We start from the raw sequence: 18,430 nt of genomic DNA, 5'->3' as shown, positions 1-18,430 counted from the left end.
ATTGTTAGTAATCTAATTTCAAGGAGTAAGGAATCCACACTCCAGGTAAGCCAACATAATCTATCACTTTACCTATAACGGGCACACTGCGAATAACATTACCAACACCATACCAAGACGGGGCAACCAATATCTGACCCCTAGCTGACTTGTCAGTGATGGTACAATTGTATAATTTCCAATGACTAATAAATCCCTTAGCATCCAGTTTTGAAATATAAATACCATCACTCGAGATGGAAAAATCACTTTTCAAAAAATTGAAGACATTGTAAGACCTTTTAACAAAGGGTCTTAATACATTGGACGCACATGTCATTTTTAAAAAAAACGGCAATTTATACGCCCTAAAATCAAAGACAAATAAATCTCCATTAATTATAGGGAAGGGAGTCTTAGCGGTCACAGTTGAACGATCTACAAGGTAATCAATGTACAAAACCCCCTTATCCACATCGTCATAAATGCCTAAAGCTTTCATAACATCTCCACTATTATCACTTTGAAATCTCCATACCTCAGTTTTGTCATGTATATCCGCATCTCTTAGTATCACATGCACAAAATTATCTATTAACCTACAATCAAATTCACCCTTTGAATACATGCCAGACTCATAAACAGAATTTAATTGCACCTGCTGCAATGTCCTATCACCTTTCATAAAAATTTGATCAAGACAAATATCTAACTCTTTACGATATGTTGTATAAGTAGGAGATATCCATACCTTTAAATCAGATTGAGACAAATCCAAAGCATCGCCACTGATCTTAGTTTCAACATAGTCTTTACCAGATATAATACGACAACTATAGTCACTATTACTATATCGCACCTTGGATAGGATTAAATCAGATTTACCATTTAAATAAGTGTAATTCCCTTCTATTAACAGGCCATTATCACCATTACACAGAATATCCAAATGACATAGTTGAGAAAAATATAATCCATCAAAATTAGCACTTACACGCTGGTCTTTCATGATATGCAAACCAAATTGATGCACATCTAAAGCAATATTATTCATGTTCACCTTTACAGAAAAGGCACTCTCTTTGTTCGCCTTCGTTGACACCTTTGTGCTAACATCGCACTCACCAGGATGAATGACAAAATCACCAATTTTTACCATTTTGCTTAATACAATATTGCCATCGTGAGTATGAGAATTGTCAGTAAAACTATGTTTACACCGAAGCTGCAGCGTTTTATCTTCACTTATAATGTTCGTATTGGCAGATTTTCCAAAGACAGTAATATCTGCAACATAAGACGAAGGGCATAAGACAGAGTCATATCCATATTTTGTTGTATCAATAGAAAAAGGTATACTCAATGATGCGATATTACGGCACTCGCCACCAAATAACACTTGCCATTTCAATTCCCCAGAAGGCTTAACATTAACTACCCATTGTGGCAACAGACCCTTTAAACGACAAAATCGCATTACTAAATCCATGTACTTTGCATCAATTAATCCACCACCTTCCCATGCATTTTCTGTTCTGCGAAACGAATAATTACATACTTGATCTGGAGCAATACTCATTAACACAGCAGATACATCGCATTCATTTTTTCTGGAAGAAAGTGATAACGATATCTTGCCAATATCAGAGTCATAAAGCACACAATCATCTAATACAACGTTTATCATACGCTTTCCTGACAATTGCGTATGTGTAGTATTAACTTTCTTCTTTCTAATGGCAATCGAACTAGAGATGCTATCATGTACATCCCATTTTAACTTACATAAAGTACCTTTAACTGCTGCATTGGCACATCCTACCCTTTCTAAGAGCCACATGAGAGGAATATTGCCAGAAAAGTCACCTGTACTGGCAATAATAGTATCACCAGATTGCTTTTCCTTTGTTATCTCTATCTGACATTTGACAGAAAAACCCTCTGGGTCTGCATAATCTATAAATCCACTACATACTTTACCATAGATAAAGTGTGCAACCTTATCCCCTTCATTAAAGTAGCAGTTAATATTATGCTTTCCTGTAAATACGGAAAACTCATCTAAGACATTTAATACACCTGCTGCTTTTGAAAAGGTGGAAAAAGGCTTGTTATCAGGGTTTACGGTAGCGTGGAGTAAAATTTTCCCTCCGCTCAAAAGATTAGATAAATTAATCTGTACAGAGATATCACCAAGGCCATAACTACCTAACGCCTCATGATAACAACGCACGTCACTCAAAGAAATACGACGGAAACTTTCTACCTTAACACTGTCTATCAGTACCTGAAAAACTGGGTTAGATAACTTACTTTCTAAATAATGTTTACACTCCTTTAAATATTCACAACGCGCAAATGTTAAAAAAACACCAATAATACAAAACAAACAAAAGCTAATCTGCCACACATACCTCCTCAATATAACCATACAAAGACCCATTACGCTGAAGATTTAAATATGTGATAACAAGATTAGTTGAAATATAATAAAAGTTATCAACAAAAGCCTAAAGAATCCACAACAACCTTATTCTTGACTAGAGTAAGGTAATAGATTAGCCTCCTGGTTTGTGTGGCGGACGTAGCTCAGTTGGTCAGAGCATCAGGTTGTGGTTCTGAGGGTCGCCGGTTCGATCCCGGTCGTCCGCCCCATACTGATTTTCCTTAAGGGCCCGTAGCTCAGCGGTAGAGCACACCGCTCATAACGGTTTGGTCGCAGGTTCGATCCCTGCCGGGCCCACCATTTTAGACCACAATTATGCTCAAAAAAGGCACTAAACACTCTAGCTTCTACGTGTTTTAACTCATTAACTAGAGTTACAAGATTTAAATAATGCGAGTTGTTAAACTTTACTACAAATTCTAAAGCCCTGCTCATGCACTATGGCATCCAAAAGATAGCATATACCTCCGGAAATGCGCCTTACTATAGCCCTCATACCAAGGGAACGTATAAGAAAATAAGTGTAATATTCATGAACGTTATGTATAGACATATCCTGTTCTCTACCACCACGTGTTAAGATATCAACCCTTTTAGAGTTAATATCTGACATATTGTTAGCTGTAACCTTTGCAGACACACTAAATTTAGAAAACTGCAAACTAATGTTACCTCCATCCCAAATATGCTCACAACATAATGTCACCAGACATAAATACAACTTTATATGATTTGGGGAACGTAAACGTAACGAAATATCGTCCGCAATCTGAAAATTAACAGTCACGTTACGTTTATCTGCAAGAAAGCCTTCAATAACAGACTGCATTTGACCAAAGTCTATTTTTTCTTCAGGCAAGCTATAGCCATACAGCTCTCGAAAAAATCTCAACCGCGCTATTGCCGCTTTAGAGGCATGCGATGCCAACTGAATAGACTTGAGCCTAACACTTTCATCAGGGCAATTCAAATATCCGACACTATTATATACAGCACCTAATATTCCAGACATTTCATGGCTAAACTTAGCACTCACCATTTGAGATAATAACAAGTCCATAAATTTATTTACTAAAACTTATTTAAACAAACGTGAACATAGCTCACAACACCCAATTTCCTCTCAAGATATTGTCTCACCTGATGACCACAAGCCAAGGCTGTGTTATCATGCATCTCGATCTACCTATAGTCGAGTAGATCATAAATATAACCAAAATGCAAATCTCAGTAATAAAAGTAAACTATGATATTGTATATTTCCTTTTGATTAGAAGTCGATTCAGCATAGATGAATGAGTCAATTGGTTAATTTTACATACTTACGCAACAATACAAATATCTTAAAAAGGGATAATTTTATTAACTGACTTTCACAAGTTAACAAAATGCAAAACTTACATAAATACAACAATGCATTACTTTTCATTCCGTTAGGTGGAACAGAAGAGATAGGAATAAATTTAAATGTATATCATTTCAGAGGTAAACTTCTTATAGTAGACTGCGGCAGCGGATTTATACACGATGTTCCAGGAGTGCGAATGGTTCTTCCAGATATATCTTTTCTTGTACAAAATGAAAAAAAGATTGTAGGTGCCTTTATCACTCACTCACATGAAGACCATGTCGGAGGACTGCCGTATCTATTATCAACAATATCGTGTCCGCTATATGCAACAAATTTCACTGCTAATTTCATACAAGCAAAACTCAAAGAATACAGCATCACCGCAAAGATCAATACAATTGAACCAGACACAAGTTTTACTTTGGACCCTTTCCATTTAACCGCCATATCTCTTACACATTCATCCCCAGAAATGCAAGCTCTGCTAATACAAACATCTCAAGGGAACGTTTTACATACAGGAGATTGGAAATTCGACCCAGGGCCACTAACAGGGCCTCAGTCTAACAAAAAAGCTTTAAAACATTATGCTAAACAAGGAATACTAGCACTAGTCTGCGACTCTACAAATGCATTCTCTGAAGGTAGATCTGGATCTGAAGAGAAGGTACAAGAATGTCTGTCAGACATAATACAAAAAGCCACAGGCATGATATTAGTAACAACGTTCGCATCTAATATAGCACGTCTTGAAGGACTATTAATGGCAGCGCAACAAGCATCTAAAAAAGTCATCTTGCTTGGCAAAAGTATGCTAAAAATATTTAACATAGGAAAAGACAGTGGTTACTTCCTCGAATCCGAAGACACAGTGATTAACAAAAAAGAAGCCAGTTTATTCAAAAGAACAGAGCTATTAATTCTGTCTACCGGATGTCAAGGAGAAAAAAACGCCGCTTTATCACAAATTGTGCAAAAAAATCATGAAATTAAACTAAAAGCAAACGATACAGTAATTTTTTCCTCTAAAATTATACCAGGAAACGAAAAAGCCATATACGATATAATGAATCATCTGGTAAAAGAAGATGTTAAAGTTATATCTGCACACGAAGCAAATGTGCATACATCAGGACATCCGTGCCAAGAAGAGCTAAAGGAAATGTATTCTATAATAAAACCTCAAATAAGTGTTCCTGTACACGGAGAACCTATGCATATATCTAAACATGCGGAATTAGCACAATCATTTTCTGTACCAAAAATTATTAAAGTACACAATGGTAGCGTGGTACTGCTAGATAAAAATAACCCTGATATTATAGGGAATGTAAAAACTAGATACCTGGCTATAGATGGTAACTCAGTTATACCATTATCATCTCCTATTCTTAAAGAAAGGCGTACGTTAACAGACTCAGGTGCAATAGTGATAACGTTACTACTGAATAAGGATAGAAAACTTATCAAAACACCTATACTTTCAACACCAGGGTGCCTGAGTGATGTCACAGATAAGCATTTATTGGAATCTCTTCTGCTAAATTTGTCAGACATAGTCAAACAGTGCAACTCAAAACAAAGCGTGATATCTTCCTCTACAAGATATGTAACAAAATTTATAAAAAAAGAGTTAGCAAAATCACCGCTTGTGATAGTAAATGTAGTAACTGTATAAACTGTTTCTAGAATTAATTAATATGGTAGAAGATAACGAAGCACTTATAGTGCGACTGATAAATCAAATACAATCAGCCTCTTCAAAGGAAGAATTGGAAAGGTTGAGACTAGATCTTATTGGAAAAAAAGGACTTATTTCTTCTCAATTCTCTCAGCTAAAAAGCGCAAATTTAGAACAGCAAAAAGAAAAATTAAAAAGGTTAAACAAGCTAAAGTCAGAAGCAATAACTAATATAGAAAACAAAAAGCAATTGTTGCTTAAAGAACAATTAAATAAGCAAATAACAAACGAATGGTATGACATTACCTTGCCTGGAACACCTAAAAAATACGGAAAAATTCATCCTTTGACTAAAGCAAAACACACGTTACTTTCTATCTTAGCAAAGTTAGGTTTTCAACACGAGGAAGGACCTAATATAGATGACGAATGGCACAATTTCTCTGCACTAAACATGCCGCAACATCATCCAGCAAGGCAGATGTTCGACACATTCTATATAAAAGACCATAAGGTAAGTTGCGATAATAGAAAATTACTAAGAACCCATACATCAACCGTACAAATAAGAGTCATGAGTAAAGATAAACCTCCTTTTAGGTTTATCTCAGCTGGGAAAGTATATAGAAAAGACATGGATGCCACGCACATTCCTATGTTTCATCAAATAGAAGGGGTAGTGGTAGAAAAAGACTTCTCTTTAGCTCACATGAAATCCGTATTATATACCTTACTAAGAGAGTTTTTTGAACAGGATATACAAATCAGATTAAGGCCCAGTTATTTCCCTTTCACATCACCTTCCGCTGAAATAGATTTAAAATTACCGCAAAGTGACAAATGGTTAGAAGTACTAGGTACAGGAGTGATACATCCAGCCGTGCTACAAAACGTCGGTATAAACAACTCCCAATGGTTTGGATGTGCTTTCGGACTTGGCATAGAAAGATTGGCGATGCTAAAATACCACATTCCAGACTTGCGTCATATGGTTGAAGGACACATATCATGGCTGCAAAATAATGGGTTTAGCATGTTAGAAATTTGATTGTTATTATAGAAATAATAATATCAAGTTTTGTTTTGTGTATTTAAATAAGTGTTAGCATTAAATAATGATTATTCCTCTTTCTTGGCTAAAAGATTTCATCTCGATCGATCCTACAACGGATCCGGAGCATATATCAAAAACTTTGACAAATATAGGATTGGAAGTAGAAAATGTTAACCATACATCAAACGCGTTAAAAAATTTTCTTATATGCAGGGTATTAGAAACATATCCTCACCCAAATGCCTCTAAACTACACATATGTACCGTTGATATAGGTAAACAAGATCCAGTACAAGTTATATGTGGCGCAAAAAATGTCAAAGCAGGACTCAAATCAATATTCGCACCTATTGGAACAACAATACCTGCTAGTGACATAATAATATCACAAGCATCTATACGAGGTATCTCAAGCTATGGCATGTTATGTTCTGCAAGCGAACTAAAAATTGAAACAGATACAATCTCTAATGCTGATACCGATAATAATTCTATAGTGGAGCTTACGGAGCAAGAAGAAATAGGGATGGCTTTAACTGATTATCATGAGTTAGATGACACTATTTTTGATGTAAGCGTTACCGTAAATAGAGGAGATTGCCTATCGATGTTAGGAATAGCAAGAGAATTATCTGCAAGCGGAATAGGAGAGCTAAAGCCTGTATCCTTTCCTTCCATTGACATAAGAAACACTCCTGTACATAGCCTTGATGTGCAAGCCCCAGACAAATGCCAATTTTTTTCAATTCATTACATACAAAATATACAGAAGAAGACAACACCTATATATATAAGACAAAGATTAAGTAAAATAGGAGTCAAGAGAGTAAACGCAGCGGTAGACCTAGTGAACTATGTAGTACATGCATTTGGACATCCTATGCATGTATACGATGCAGATAAGATAGGTAAAAAATTATCAGTCAAAACCAGAGCTGGAAAAATAGACGCTCTTGACGGTATGCAATACGAAGTAACATCATCTGATATATCAGTAATTTCTGACGAACAAATAATCTCTTTAGCAGGGATAATAGGCTCTGAAGACTCGAAGGTGACAGAAAATACCACAAATATCATTCTTGAATCTGGAATTTTCGATCCAATACGAGTATCACAAACTGGCAACAGACTAAATTTACATACAGAAGCACGACACAGATTCGAAAGGCAAGTGGATACAGAAATGCCGCTAAAAGCAGCTAGTGTTGTAGCATCACAAATATCTCTCATATGTGAAGGTGAAATACATTCACAAGTACAAGTTTCTAGCAATGTTGAAAAAAATATATGCATATCAGCCAGATCTTTGAGTGCTGATATTAAGAAAATTGCCAATATAAGCATAAAAGATAAAGAGGTAAATCTAATTTTAAGATCCTTAGGCTATCATCTTACAAAAACTAGTAATGAAACACTTATCACAGCACCAAGTTGGAGACATGATGTACTTTGCGATAGAGATGTAATAGCTGACGTTATCAGAATTAAAGGTTTGCAACATATACCTGTGTTACACATACCACAAAACAATATACAACATGATACATCTGAGTTATCAATTAAGAAATTCCTAACCTCACTTGGTTATAATGAAACAATATCTTGGTCTTTCATAAGCAAAGAGGAAGCATTCCAATTTTGCTCGAATGAAAAAGAGCTAGTACAAGTTGAAAATCCTATATCAGACAATCTATCTTACATGCGCCAATCAATTGTACAGAGCCTTTTAAAAGTAGTAGAAAAAAATTTAGAAAGAGATGCAGAACAAGTATCTCTATTTGAAATTGCACCAATTTTTCCTAACTTGGAAGAAGAAGTAACAGTAATATCTTTAATGAAGTGTGGTTTGCTAACTGACTCTAATCCTCATATTCCTGACAAAAATGTAGATTTTTTCGATGTAAAAGGAGATTTAGAAGCTTTACTAAAAACCATGAATATTGACCTAGATACCATCACTTGGTGCACAAAGGAATGTCCACAATTCTTGCATCCCAACAGAAGTGCCAACATAATGGCAGATGAGGTGAAAATAGGACACATAGGAGAACTGCACCCTTTTCTTACTCAAAACATCAAAGTAAGAGTGATATCATCAGAGATTGCGATGCAAAAAATTAACAAAATAACTTCCTCAAAAAAATATTTTGTACCTTCGAATTACCAACAAACTATCAGAGATTTAGCATTCACAACGGCTTTAAACAACAACCTAGGTGCAATACCAAAAGCCATCAAAAATATTAACCCTTTATTGATAACAGATGTCAAAATATTTGATATTTTTTCTGGACCACCTTTAGAAGAGGGCAAAAAATCTTTTGCTATCAGAATTTACCTGTTACCACAAGACAAAACTTTAGACGAACAACTAATTGCTACAATAATGAGTAATGTGATAGACACATTGAAAAAAAAATTTTCATCTCATTTAAGATCTTAACTTAACAACATTTTACGTATTTCTGGTAACCATGACGATAACAATACACTCTGGTCAAGATTGGGAAAAAATGAGAATTGCAGGAAGATTGGCAGCTCAAACACTTGATTATATTACCCCTTTTGTCACCCCAGGGATCACGACATCCAAACTAAATGATTTGTGTCACAACTACATAGTAGAAAATGGGGCAATACCAGCTCCTTTAAACTATAAAGGTTTTCCTAAGTCTATCTGTACTTCTGTCAATCACGTAATATGTCACGGTATTCCAGATGAAAGACAATTATTAGAAGGAGATATCGTCAATATAGATGTAACTGTGATAGTAGATGGGTGGTACGGAGACACAAGCAGAATGTTTCCTGTCGGAGACATAAATATAAAAGCTACAAAATTAATAGATGTAACATATGCATCTATGATGAACGGTATAAAAGCTATAAAACCTGGCTCGACTTTAGGAGATATAGGGTTTGCAATAAATAATACTGCAGAAAAAGCTGGCTTCTCTGTTGTAAAAGATTTTTGCGGTCACGGAATAGGGCAAGTGTTTCATGCTGAGCCGGCAGTACTAAACTATGGGTCTAAAGGAAAAGGAACCAAGCTTGAAACAGGAATGTTTTTTACTGTAGAGCCCATGGTAAACGCAGGAAAACATCATACTATTGTAAGTAAATTTGATGGTTGGACCGTCACCACAAGAGACAAATCTTTATCTGCACAATTTGAGCATACAGTAGGAATAACTGAAGATGGATATGAAATTTTCACACTATCGCCATTAGAGCTACATCATCCGCCTTATGAGCAAAAAAATAAACAATAAAAACCACTATACCGGACATAGAGGCAGACTCAAAGCAAGGTTCTTACAAGCGCCCTCGTCAACTCAAGATTATGAGATATTAGAGCTGCTTCTTTTTTCTTCCATACCAAGAAAAGATACAAAACCTATAGCGAAAGAACTGTTAACAAAATTTGATACTTTGGCAAATATAATTTATGCTGATAAAGATAAGCTTCTATCTGTAGCGCAAGTATCAAAAAACACTGTAGCAAACATTATACTTGTTAGAGAAATATTAAACAGGGTGTTGCAGCAAAACATCATAAAAAAGGATATCTTATGCTCATGGTCTGACGTAATAGAATATTTACAAACGACAACAGGACACATGAAAACAGAACAATTCAGAATAATATTTTTGAATAAAAAAAATGAAATTCTGTCAGACGAAGTACAATCTGTAGGAACAGTAGATCAAACTTCCGTATATCCAAGAGAAGTAGTTAAAAGAGCACTATTCTTTGAGGCAAGTGCCATATTATTGGCACATAATCATCCAAGTGGCGACCCAAGGCCATCCAAAGCGGACATAGTCTTAACACAAGAAATAGTAAAAGCTTGCGACACTTTTGGTATTACAGTCCACGATCATGTAATAATCGGAAAGAAGAAATTCTTCAGTTTCAAATCGGATAATATACTTTAATCCTAAACGCACCATAGCTAATAATCATTCAATATCACTTACTATTCTTCATAGATATAACAAAGCTCAAGATCTCTGCCACTATAGTATAATATTTTGGTGGAATTGCTCCTTGTACGGCCACTTCTTTATATAAACCTTGTGCCAACTGTTTGTTTGGGACAATTGGTACATTATTTTTCTTGGCTATATACTTCATCCGAAGTGCCATCATATCTTTCCCTTTAGCAGTAACTTTTGGTACATTTGCTACTTCAGAATTGTATGACAAAGCAACAGCAAAATGTTCAGGATTTGTAACAATAACATCTGCCTTAGGTACAGCGTTAGCAAGCTGACTTTGCCATCTTTGTACAACCCTGTAGCGAATTCTTTTTTTTATTTCATGATCTCCTTCCGTTTCTCTTAATTCTCGTTTTATTTCCTGCCTTGTCATCTTAAGTTTGTTAAAATATATTTTCCTACTATAAAAGTAGCTAAAACATGCCACACACCCAACAACTACAGAAGATAAAATAAAGAAAAAATGTAATTGAGAAAATATATTCTGCATTATCACATGCAAAGGCAGAAGAGAGTAATTAATTATTGTGTTCCAAAATTTGAATACAGAAACAGTAAATACAACAATAAGTAGAAGTAACTTTATCAAATTAGCAACAAAGTCAAGTAAATTTTTTTTTGATAGAATTTTGCTTAATCCAGATGCAATGGAGATCTTGCTAAAATCTAATTTTACTGAGTTAAAGCTAAAATAAAATTTAAAATGATGCAAAAAATTTGCCAAAATAATCGAGGCTATAATAAAAATAAACAAAGGTGTCATGTACAATAAGACTTTTAAAAACAAAGTGCCTACACTTACGCCAGGACCACAGCTAAAAGATAAATTACCAGCATGCGTTAAAAGTCCACACATATAATTTAAAATACCTTTAACAATATCAGGAATAATAAAAATGACACTCACTGTCCACGCTGTCATTATGCACACACTGTATACATCTTTAACAAACATGAGATTTCCTTTCTTAAACGCTTCTTGTACTTTACGTTCAGTAGGCTCTTCTGTTTTAGCAGCTTGGTCTTCTGAGGATTGGACCATAAAAAATTTTAATAGATAAAAAAATAATGGTAAAGCTAGACATAATTGTAGAAGAAGATGCCTGGAAAAGACATACAAACTTCAGCAGAAAATATTTAACAAATATAGCAAATATCACACAAAGTGCCCTATCAACAACACAACGTATCAATGCAAGCATGTGTGTGCTGCTTACGCATTCAGAAAAAATGTGTCATCTAAACAAAGAATTTCTAGGAAAATCATATCCAACGAATGTACTCGCCTTCCCATATGGTGACATACAACATACCAGTCACAGACTCCAACTCCTAGGAGATATAGCTTTGGGATATCAAATCATATATAAAGAAGCATCAGAATACAGCATACCTTTTGTGAACCATGCATCACACCTTTTGGTCCACGGACTATTGCATATAATGGGATATGATCACTTTAACAAAACTGATGCAGAAAAAATGTTTGCTAAAGAAGATAAAATCATGCAAAAACTTAAAATAAAACAGTATCAAAAAAATCAGTTTACATAGACAAAATAGTCTATATTTTGTATAATCTCCTGCTCAACTTAGCTATTGTATCATGCCAAAAGAAGATTTTGTAGAATGCCTGGGAGACGTCGTAACAGTGTTACCCTGTGGTAAATTTAAAGTAGAAATAGAACTACGGGACCTTAACAGTAAAGCACCCGAGGATGCCAAACATACTGTTATTGCTCATAGTGCTGGAAGAATTAAGCAAAATAGAATTCGTATCATAATGGGAGATAAAGTCACAGTTGTGATAACAAAGTACGATCTAGCTAAAGGAAGAATTATAAAAATACATAAAAAGAAAAAAGTACCGTTTGTTCAATAAATAAAAAGTAACTTACGATAACATCTTTGGCACATTTTCAATTATATCTTAGCAAAATGCGTTTATGTCCAAACAATCTCCTTTGTTGTATTTAAAAAATGTAGATGTAAGTTTTGCAGACAAAGTCATTCTAAGCAATGTAGAGCTATACGTAAGAGATAAAGAAAGGATTTGTGTTACAGGAAAAAACGGTTCTGGTAAGTCTAGTCTGTTGAAAATATTGGCACAAATATACGAACCAGATCACGGCACTATATACTTGAAACCAGGAATTACTGTCGCCTATCTTAAACAAGAAATAAAAAAATATAGTTCGCAAACGGTTTTAGACGCTATCTTGTCAACGTCCAACTGTTCCAAACACTTAGCACAGTATTACTCTAGACAACTTGGTCTTCCACATTTAGAAACAACTGACACACTATCCGGAGGGCAACAAAGAAGACTAGCATTAGCAGCTGTGTTATCTACAGAGGCAGACATATTACTGCTCGATGAACCAACAAATCACTTAGACATATCTTCCATAGAATGGTTGGAAGAATTTTTATCAAACTATAAAGGATCTGTAATTTGTATAAGTCATGATAAAACTTTTTTACATAACATAACTAAAACGACGTGGTGGGTTGATAGGACTACCGTACGAGTCAATCAAAAAGGTTTCAGCAACTTCGAACAATGGAAACATGACATTTTAATACTTGAACAACAGAAAACTTTACATCTTGAGAAAAAGTTACACTATGAAGAGCAATGGCTACAAGGAGGTATTTCTGCCAGAAGAAAAAGAAATCAATTAAGGCTAGAAAAACTTTCTAAGCTAAGAAAAGAAATACAAGCAAGAATCAATAAGTTTGCTGAAGAAGGCATACAAATATCGCAAAATAACAAGGTTAGCAAAACTAAGTTTATTTTATCTGCGGAAGATATATCTTTCTCCTACAACAATAAAACCGTGATACAGAATTTTACCTATAGAATAATTAAAGGTGAAAGAATTGGCATAGTAGGAGCAAATGGAGTGGGTAAATCAACTCTGCTCAAGCTTTTTTTAAAAGAACTGTCTCCATCATCTGGAACAGTAATACACGGAGAAAATTTACAAATCTCCTATTTCTCTCAACATAAAGAGCACGAAATTAACCCAAAAGAATCACTGCTAGAAACACTATGTCCAGAAGGCGGTCATTACATTCAGGTGCATGACTCAACTATCCATGCAGGTGCTTATTTAAAAAAGTTCCTTTTTGATCCATCACTTTTGCATGCTAAAACTTCGGTTTTATCAGGCGGACAGGCTAGTAGACTATTGCTTGCAAAAATACTAGCGCAAAAAAGTAACTTACTTATATTAGATGAACCCACAAATGATCTTGATTCTGATACGCTCGACACACTAATCGATATAATAGATGAATATAAAGGCACTGTCATACTTGTAAGCCACGATAGAGATTTTATAGAAAAGTTAGTAACGCGTACTATTGTGCTATCCGCAACAGGGATCTTAAACCTCGTAGGAGGATATCAACGTCACAAAAAACATAATGTAACAAAAAAAACTGACACAGAGAAAATAGCAAAACAATGCTATTTTAGTTACAAATCTAAAAGAGAATTAGAACTACTTACGAAAGAAATAGCACAACTAGAAAAGAAATACTCTCACATCGAAAAACAACTTGCTGACACAAATATATATATTAACGATGCGAAACGTGCCACTATTTTAGGACAAGAGATCAAAGCATTGCGAACATTAATAAATGAAAAAATGGATAAATGGGCTGTATTAGAAGAAGAGAAAGAAAAATTCTCAAAGAAGGTACAAAAATAAAATGCATATTAATCAAGTAAAAACTAGATTTGCACCTTCTCCAACAGGGGTACTACATCTAGGAGGAGCAAGAACTGCCCTACTGAATTACCTTTTTGCAAAACAGTCTAACGGAAAATTCTATGTAAGAATAGAAGATACAGATAAAGAAAGATCTTCAACTCAAAATTCGCAATCTATTATAGAAAGTCTGCAATGGCTAGAATTAACGTGGGACGAAGAAATAGTATTTCAATCTCATAATGCTAAAAAACACATTAATATAGCAAAACATCTAATAGATGCAGGACATGCTTACTACTGCTTTAAGCAGCAAGAGGAAAATACAAATGGTAGTTTTCAATCAGACAAAATCATTAATCCATGGCGAGATGCACTTGTGCATCAGTTTCCTAAAGATAAAAAGCCCACAATTAGACTAAAAGTACCTTTACATGGAAAAATAACGCTAGACGATTTGGTACAAGGCCCAATAACAATTGAAAATAGACATTTAGAAGACGTAGTATTAGTAAAGAGTAACGGTGACCCTACTTACATGCTATCAGTAGTGTGTGATGATCACGATATGAATATCTCACATATAATAAGAGGAGATGATCATATATCTAATACATTTCTACAGCTACACATTTATCAAGCCATGAAATGGGATATACCTAAGATGGCCCATATACCTCTTATACACAATCCGGACGGCACAAAATTATCCAAACGTAAAGGCGCGATAGATATACAAGAATATAAAAATGCTGGATATTTACCACTAGCCCTGTGCAATTATATAGCAAAATTAGGATGCGGATTTCAAGATAGAGAAATAATGTCTATTGAAGAAATGATTCAACTATTTCGCATAGAAAATATCAATAAAGCAGCAGCAAGGATTGACTTTGATAAACTAAAATATGTAAATGCATGCCACATAAAACGCTATCCAAAAGATAAATTGGTGCATCTGATTCTAGAACACATCGATAATGAAATGGTAATTACACACAATACAGAAGAAAGAATACATAATTGCTATGACGCTGTGGTTAAGAGAGCAGTTTTGCTGACAGATTTAGTACAAACAACTAAAATGTACCTGCCTGAATTTACTCCAATGTATTCTGATATGGCAAAGACTTTACTTGAAAAATCAAATATTACGCTATTAGAGAATGCTACTTTTCAACTAAAACATATAAAAGATTTTTACAAACCAAATATAGAAAACACAATAAAATGTTTGGCAAAAGAACACAATGTAAAGCTTGTATCAATAGCAATGCCAATAAGAGCGTGTCTTACAGGTATAACTCAATCTCCATGCATTTTTGAAATGATGCAAATAATCGGAAAACTTGACACCATAAAGAGGCTCGAACAAGGAATTGCATATGCTAGAAAAACTTGAACAAATGTGGGCAAAAAACCACATGCCACACTCTATTTTGATACAAAGCAGCAACTACAAGGGCAGTACAAACACAATAAAACACTTCTTCTCCAAGATATCATACAGTCTTGACCAAGACATCCATACTGAATCAATTGTATATGTAGTGCAGGCGGAACGAGATAAAGCTTTCGTAACTGTAAACAACATTCGAGCAGCGAATCTATGGCTCAGTAAAAGCTCAGCACACGGAAAATATAAAGCTATTGTAGTAGAAGAAGCTGACAAACTGTCTACAGAAGCAGCAAATGCAACTTTAAAAACTTTAGAAGAACCAGGAGAAAATAATTACTACTTCTTGATCACTAATACAATCTCTCAGATACTCAAAACGATTCAATCAAGGTGTTATAGTATTGAAGATATACAATTACTAGATTACGAGCAATCATACACACATTTCTTATCTATACTTAAAGAAAAAAATATAGCACATATCTCTAAAGAGGTTATAAATCCGGATTTTATATCATATTTAACAAAATTGTTTGGTAATTGGATAAAATCTTATACAGGAATCTCTCAAACATTAGAAGAAGAAAAAGAGATTTTTAAACTTATGGATCTCCATTCAGTGCAAGAAGCATTAGAAAAATTACAAATAATAAAGACACTACATGATGGTCAAAAATTCTTCTTAAACTCAGAACATCTATCAGCTTTGTTATTGAGTCACGTTTTTTCCAAATGAATTACGCTATTTTAGACGCAACAGTCCAGAATTTGTTCAAAATTCCGTTATCACATGTACAAGCTCTAAAAAGATTAGGCATTCAATCTATACGAGATCTATGTTGTTATGCTCCAAAAACTTACATCTCTAAGCTACTTTACACTAAGCAAATACCAATAAAATCGATACCAGAAAACCAAATAGTATTACTCAATGGAAAAATATCTGATATCAGTAACCGTTCTAACAAACTAATAATCAAATTTACCTACGAACCAGCAAAACATGTATTTTTGATGTTTTTTAAAAAAATACATCCCGCAATTTATAAACAACTATACATCAATGCAAATTATACAGTAGAAGGCAAAATATCTATGCACAATAGCAAAACATACATGATACATCCAGAGTTTGTATTCAGTCCTATAGACTTATGTCTTATAGAACCGGTATATCCTTTAACATACGGATTAAATAATAAAACTTTATGGAAATATATAAAACAAGCCCTAGATATCGCTCAAGATACTATAACTAACACTCGTCAAGAAAAGAATACCTGTGAAATAAAATTGCAAATGTACCTAAAGTTCTTAAACAAACTGCATATTCCAAAAAATGTGCTAGATGTACAAAAACATCTAAGAGACTGCCTTGCAACCTTGGCAATTGAAGAGTTAACTGCGCACAAATTACTCATAGCAGAACACACACAAAAGAAAAAATCACAAACATTTACAGCTGCGCATCACATACATGAAGCGATGTTAAAAAACTTAAATTTTGAGTTAACTTGTTCTCAAACAGAAGCATTAGATGAAATTCAAAAAGATCAAGCAAATGAACAACAAATGGTGCGATTATTACAAGCAGATGTAGGATCAGGTAAAACTATCGTAGCTTTAATGAGCATGGTAAATGTCACACAATGTAATTACCAGGCTGCTCTCATGGCTCCAACAGAACTATTAGCTAATCAACATTATCAATACTGTCTAAAAGCACTCAATGGCTTAGACATCACAGTGTGTTTACTCACTGGCTCATTGACAAAATCAGAGCAAAATGAGGCATTACAAAAAATTAAAAATGGAGCTTCTATAGTAATAGGTACACATTCCATTTTTCAATCAAATGTATCATTTAAAAATCTCAAATACGTTGTTATAGATGAACAACATAGATTTGGCGTATATCAGCGCCTCTCACTAATAGAAAAATCAAACACAGTAGACATACTCTTAATGAGCGCCACGCCTATTCCACGTAGTTTAGCAGCCACCTTATTAGGTAATGTCTCTATTACTAATATGAAGACAATTCTCAACAGAAAACCAGTCAATACATACGTTATGTCTTCAGACAAAGAAGAACAAGTACTAAATTGCGTGCAAAAAACAATATCGAAGGGAGAAAAGGTATTTTGGGTATGCCCTTTAATAAGCGATCCAGATGAAGAATTGTCTAAAAATACAAACAATAAAAAAGGTGATGTGCAAACTAGATTTAAAATTTTACAACAGATATTAGGTACAAAGGTTGCGATGCTGCATGGAGATACACCAACAAAAGAAAAACAAGCTATTATGTCGCAATTTCTTAAAAGTGATACCGACGTTATCGTCTCTACAACAATAATAGAAGTCGGAATAGATATAAAAAACGCTTCCTTAATAATAGTAGAATCTGCAAATCAATTTGGTTTGGCTCAATTACATCAACTAAGAGGTAGAGTTGGAAGAAGTTCTTTAGAATCGCACTGCATACTTATGTACAACAAAAAAAATATCTCTAGTAACGGACTAAAAAGACTGGCACTTTTAAAAAGTACACATGACTGTTTTATACTAGCAAAACAAGATTTAGAAATAAGAGGCAGCGGAGACATACTAGGAATAAAACAAAGCGGTAAACAAGACTTTTACTTCGCAGACAAAATACCAATCGATAGCGTAATATATGAAACTGTAAGTCAAAATACAATCAATGCGCAAAAAGATACTACTATAGCTAACTTTTATAAAAAAATTGTTTCAAAAAAGTTTTCTACAAAAGCAGGGATTATAGCATAA

At 34.4% G+C, this 18,430-nt stretch carries 14 protein-coding genes and 2 tRNA genes; 13 read left to right on the top strand and 3 right to left on the bottom strand.

From position 1 onward, the window contains the following. Positions 1-4 precede the first annotated feature (4 nt). Positions 5-2,389: a hypothetical protein gene (locus FZC37_RS00710; protein ID WP_148951822.1), complete on the bottom strand. Its 2,385-nt coding sequence runs from the start codon at positions 2,387-2,389 to the stop codon at positions 5-7. 168 nt (positions 2,390-2,557) lie between these two features. Here FZC37_RS00710 and FZC37_RS00705 point away from each other — a divergent pair. Beyond that, positions 2,558-2,634 (top strand) — tRNA-His (locus tag FZC37_RS00705). Between the two features lie 16 nt (positions 2,635-2,650). After that, a tRNA-Ile gene (locus tag FZC37_RS00700) sits at positions 2,651-2,725 on the top strand. A 100-nt stretch (positions 2,726-2,825) separates the two neighbouring features. Here FZC37_RS00700 and FZC37_RS00695 read toward each other — a convergent pair. Continuing rightward, the gene (locus FZC37_RS00695; RefSeq protein ID WP_148951821.1) at positions 2,826-3,485 is read right to left on the bottom strand and encodes a histidine phosphotransferase family protein; all 660 of its coding nucleotides are present in this window, start codon (positions 3,483-3,485) and stop codon (positions 2,826-2,828) included. A gap of 328 nt (positions 3,486-3,813) precedes the next feature. Here FZC37_RS00695 and FZC37_RS00690 point away from each other — a divergent pair, with 328 nt between their 5' ends. From FZC37_RS00690 to radC, 5 genes are all read left to right on the top strand, one after another. Further along, positions 3,814-5,454: a ribonuclease J gene (locus FZC37_RS00690; protein ID WP_148951820.1), complete on the top strand. Its 1,641-nt coding sequence runs from the start codon at positions 3,814-3,816 to the stop codon at positions 5,452-5,454. Between the two features lie 22 nt (positions 5,455-5,476). Further along, complete coding sequence (pheS, locus tag FZC37_RS00685; protein ID WP_148951819.1) at positions 5,477-6,505, top strand: phenylalanine--tRNA ligase subunit alpha; 1,029 nt, start codon at positions 5,477-5,479, stop codon at positions 6,503-6,505. A 67-nt stretch (positions 6,506-6,572) separates the two neighbouring features. Further along, entirely contained in the window at positions 6,573-8,957 is a 2,385-nt protein-coding gene (gene pheT / locus FZC37_RS00680; protein WP_148951818.1) for a phenylalanine--tRNA ligase subunit beta, read from the top strand. A gap of 31 nt (positions 8,958-8,988) precedes the next feature. Then, positions 8,989-9,786, top strand: coding sequence for a type I methionyl aminopeptidase (gene map / locus FZC37_RS00675; protein WP_148951817.1), 798 nt, complete (start codon positions 8,989-8,991; stop codon positions 9,784-9,786). Further along, positions 9,764-10,453 (top strand): RadC family protein, encoded by a 690-nt coding sequence (gene radC, locus FZC37_RS00670; protein ID WP_148951816.1) that lies wholly within the window; start codon positions 9,764-9,766, stop codon positions 10,451-10,453. The genes map and radC overlap by 23 nt, the downstream gene beginning before the upstream one ends. 34 nt (positions 10,454-10,487) lie before the next feature. Here radC and FZC37_RS00665 read toward each other — a convergent pair whose 3' ends face one another. Further along, a complete protein-coding gene (locus FZC37_RS00665; RefSeq protein WP_148951815.1) occupies positions 10,488-11,558 on the bottom strand; it encodes an EscU/YscU/HrcU family type III secretion system export apparatus switch protein in 1,071 nt (356 codons plus the stop codon). Between the two features lie 26 nt (positions 11,559-11,584). Between FZC37_RS00665 and ybeY the strand changes: the two genes are divergently transcribed. From ybeY to FZC37_RS00635, 6 genes are all read left to right on the top strand, one after another. After that, positions 11,585-12,070 carry an rRNA maturation RNase YbeY gene (gene ybeY / locus FZC37_RS00660; protein WP_148951814.1) on the top strand — a complete coding sequence of 162 codons (486 nt, stop codon included), beginning with the start codon at positions 11,585-11,587 and terminating at the stop codon, positions 12,068-12,070. Between the two features lie 52 nt (positions 12,071-12,122). Further along, positions 12,123-12,398 (top strand): translation initiation factor IF-1, encoded by a 276-nt coding sequence (infA, locus tag FZC37_RS00655; RefSeq protein ID WP_148951813.1) that lies wholly within the window; start codon positions 12,123-12,125, stop codon positions 12,396-12,398. A gap of 64 nt (positions 12,399-12,462) precedes the next feature. Continuing rightward, complete coding sequence (locus FZC37_RS00650) at positions 12,463-14,238, top strand: ABC-F family ATP-binding cassette domain-containing protein (RefSeq protein ID WP_148951812.1); 1,776 nt, start codon at positions 12,463-12,465, stop codon at positions 14,236-14,238. Position 14,239: 1 nt separating this feature from the next. Beyond that, complete coding sequence (gene gltX / locus FZC37_RS00645) at positions 14,240-15,640, top strand: glutamate--tRNA ligase (protein ID WP_148951811.1); 1,401 nt, start codon at positions 14,240-14,242, stop codon at positions 15,638-15,640. Further along, positions 15,624-16,373, top strand: coding sequence for a hypothetical protein (locus tag FZC37_RS00640; RefSeq protein ID WP_148951810.1), 750 nt, complete (start codon positions 15,624-15,626; stop codon positions 16,371-16,373). The genes gltX and FZC37_RS00640 overlap by 17 nt, the downstream gene beginning before the upstream one ends. Beyond that, positions 16,370-18,430 carry an ATP-dependent DNA helicase RecG gene (locus FZC37_RS00635; protein ID WP_148951809.1) on the top strand — a complete coding sequence of 687 codons (2,061 nt, stop codon included), beginning with the start codon at positions 16,370-16,372 and terminating at the stop codon, positions 18,428-18,430. Before FZC37_RS00640 ends, FZC37_RS00635 begins: the two co-directional genes overlap by 4 nt.

This window comes from Candidatus Sneabacter namystus (assembly GCF_008189685.1).
In the GTDB taxonomy this organism is placed as follows: domain Bacteria; phylum Pseudomonadota; class Alphaproteobacteria; order Rickettsiales; family Rickettsiaceae; genus Sneabacter; species Sneabacter namystus.
Note: the sequence above shows the minus strand (reverse complement) of the source record. Positions and strands in the feature narration are given on the sequence as shown.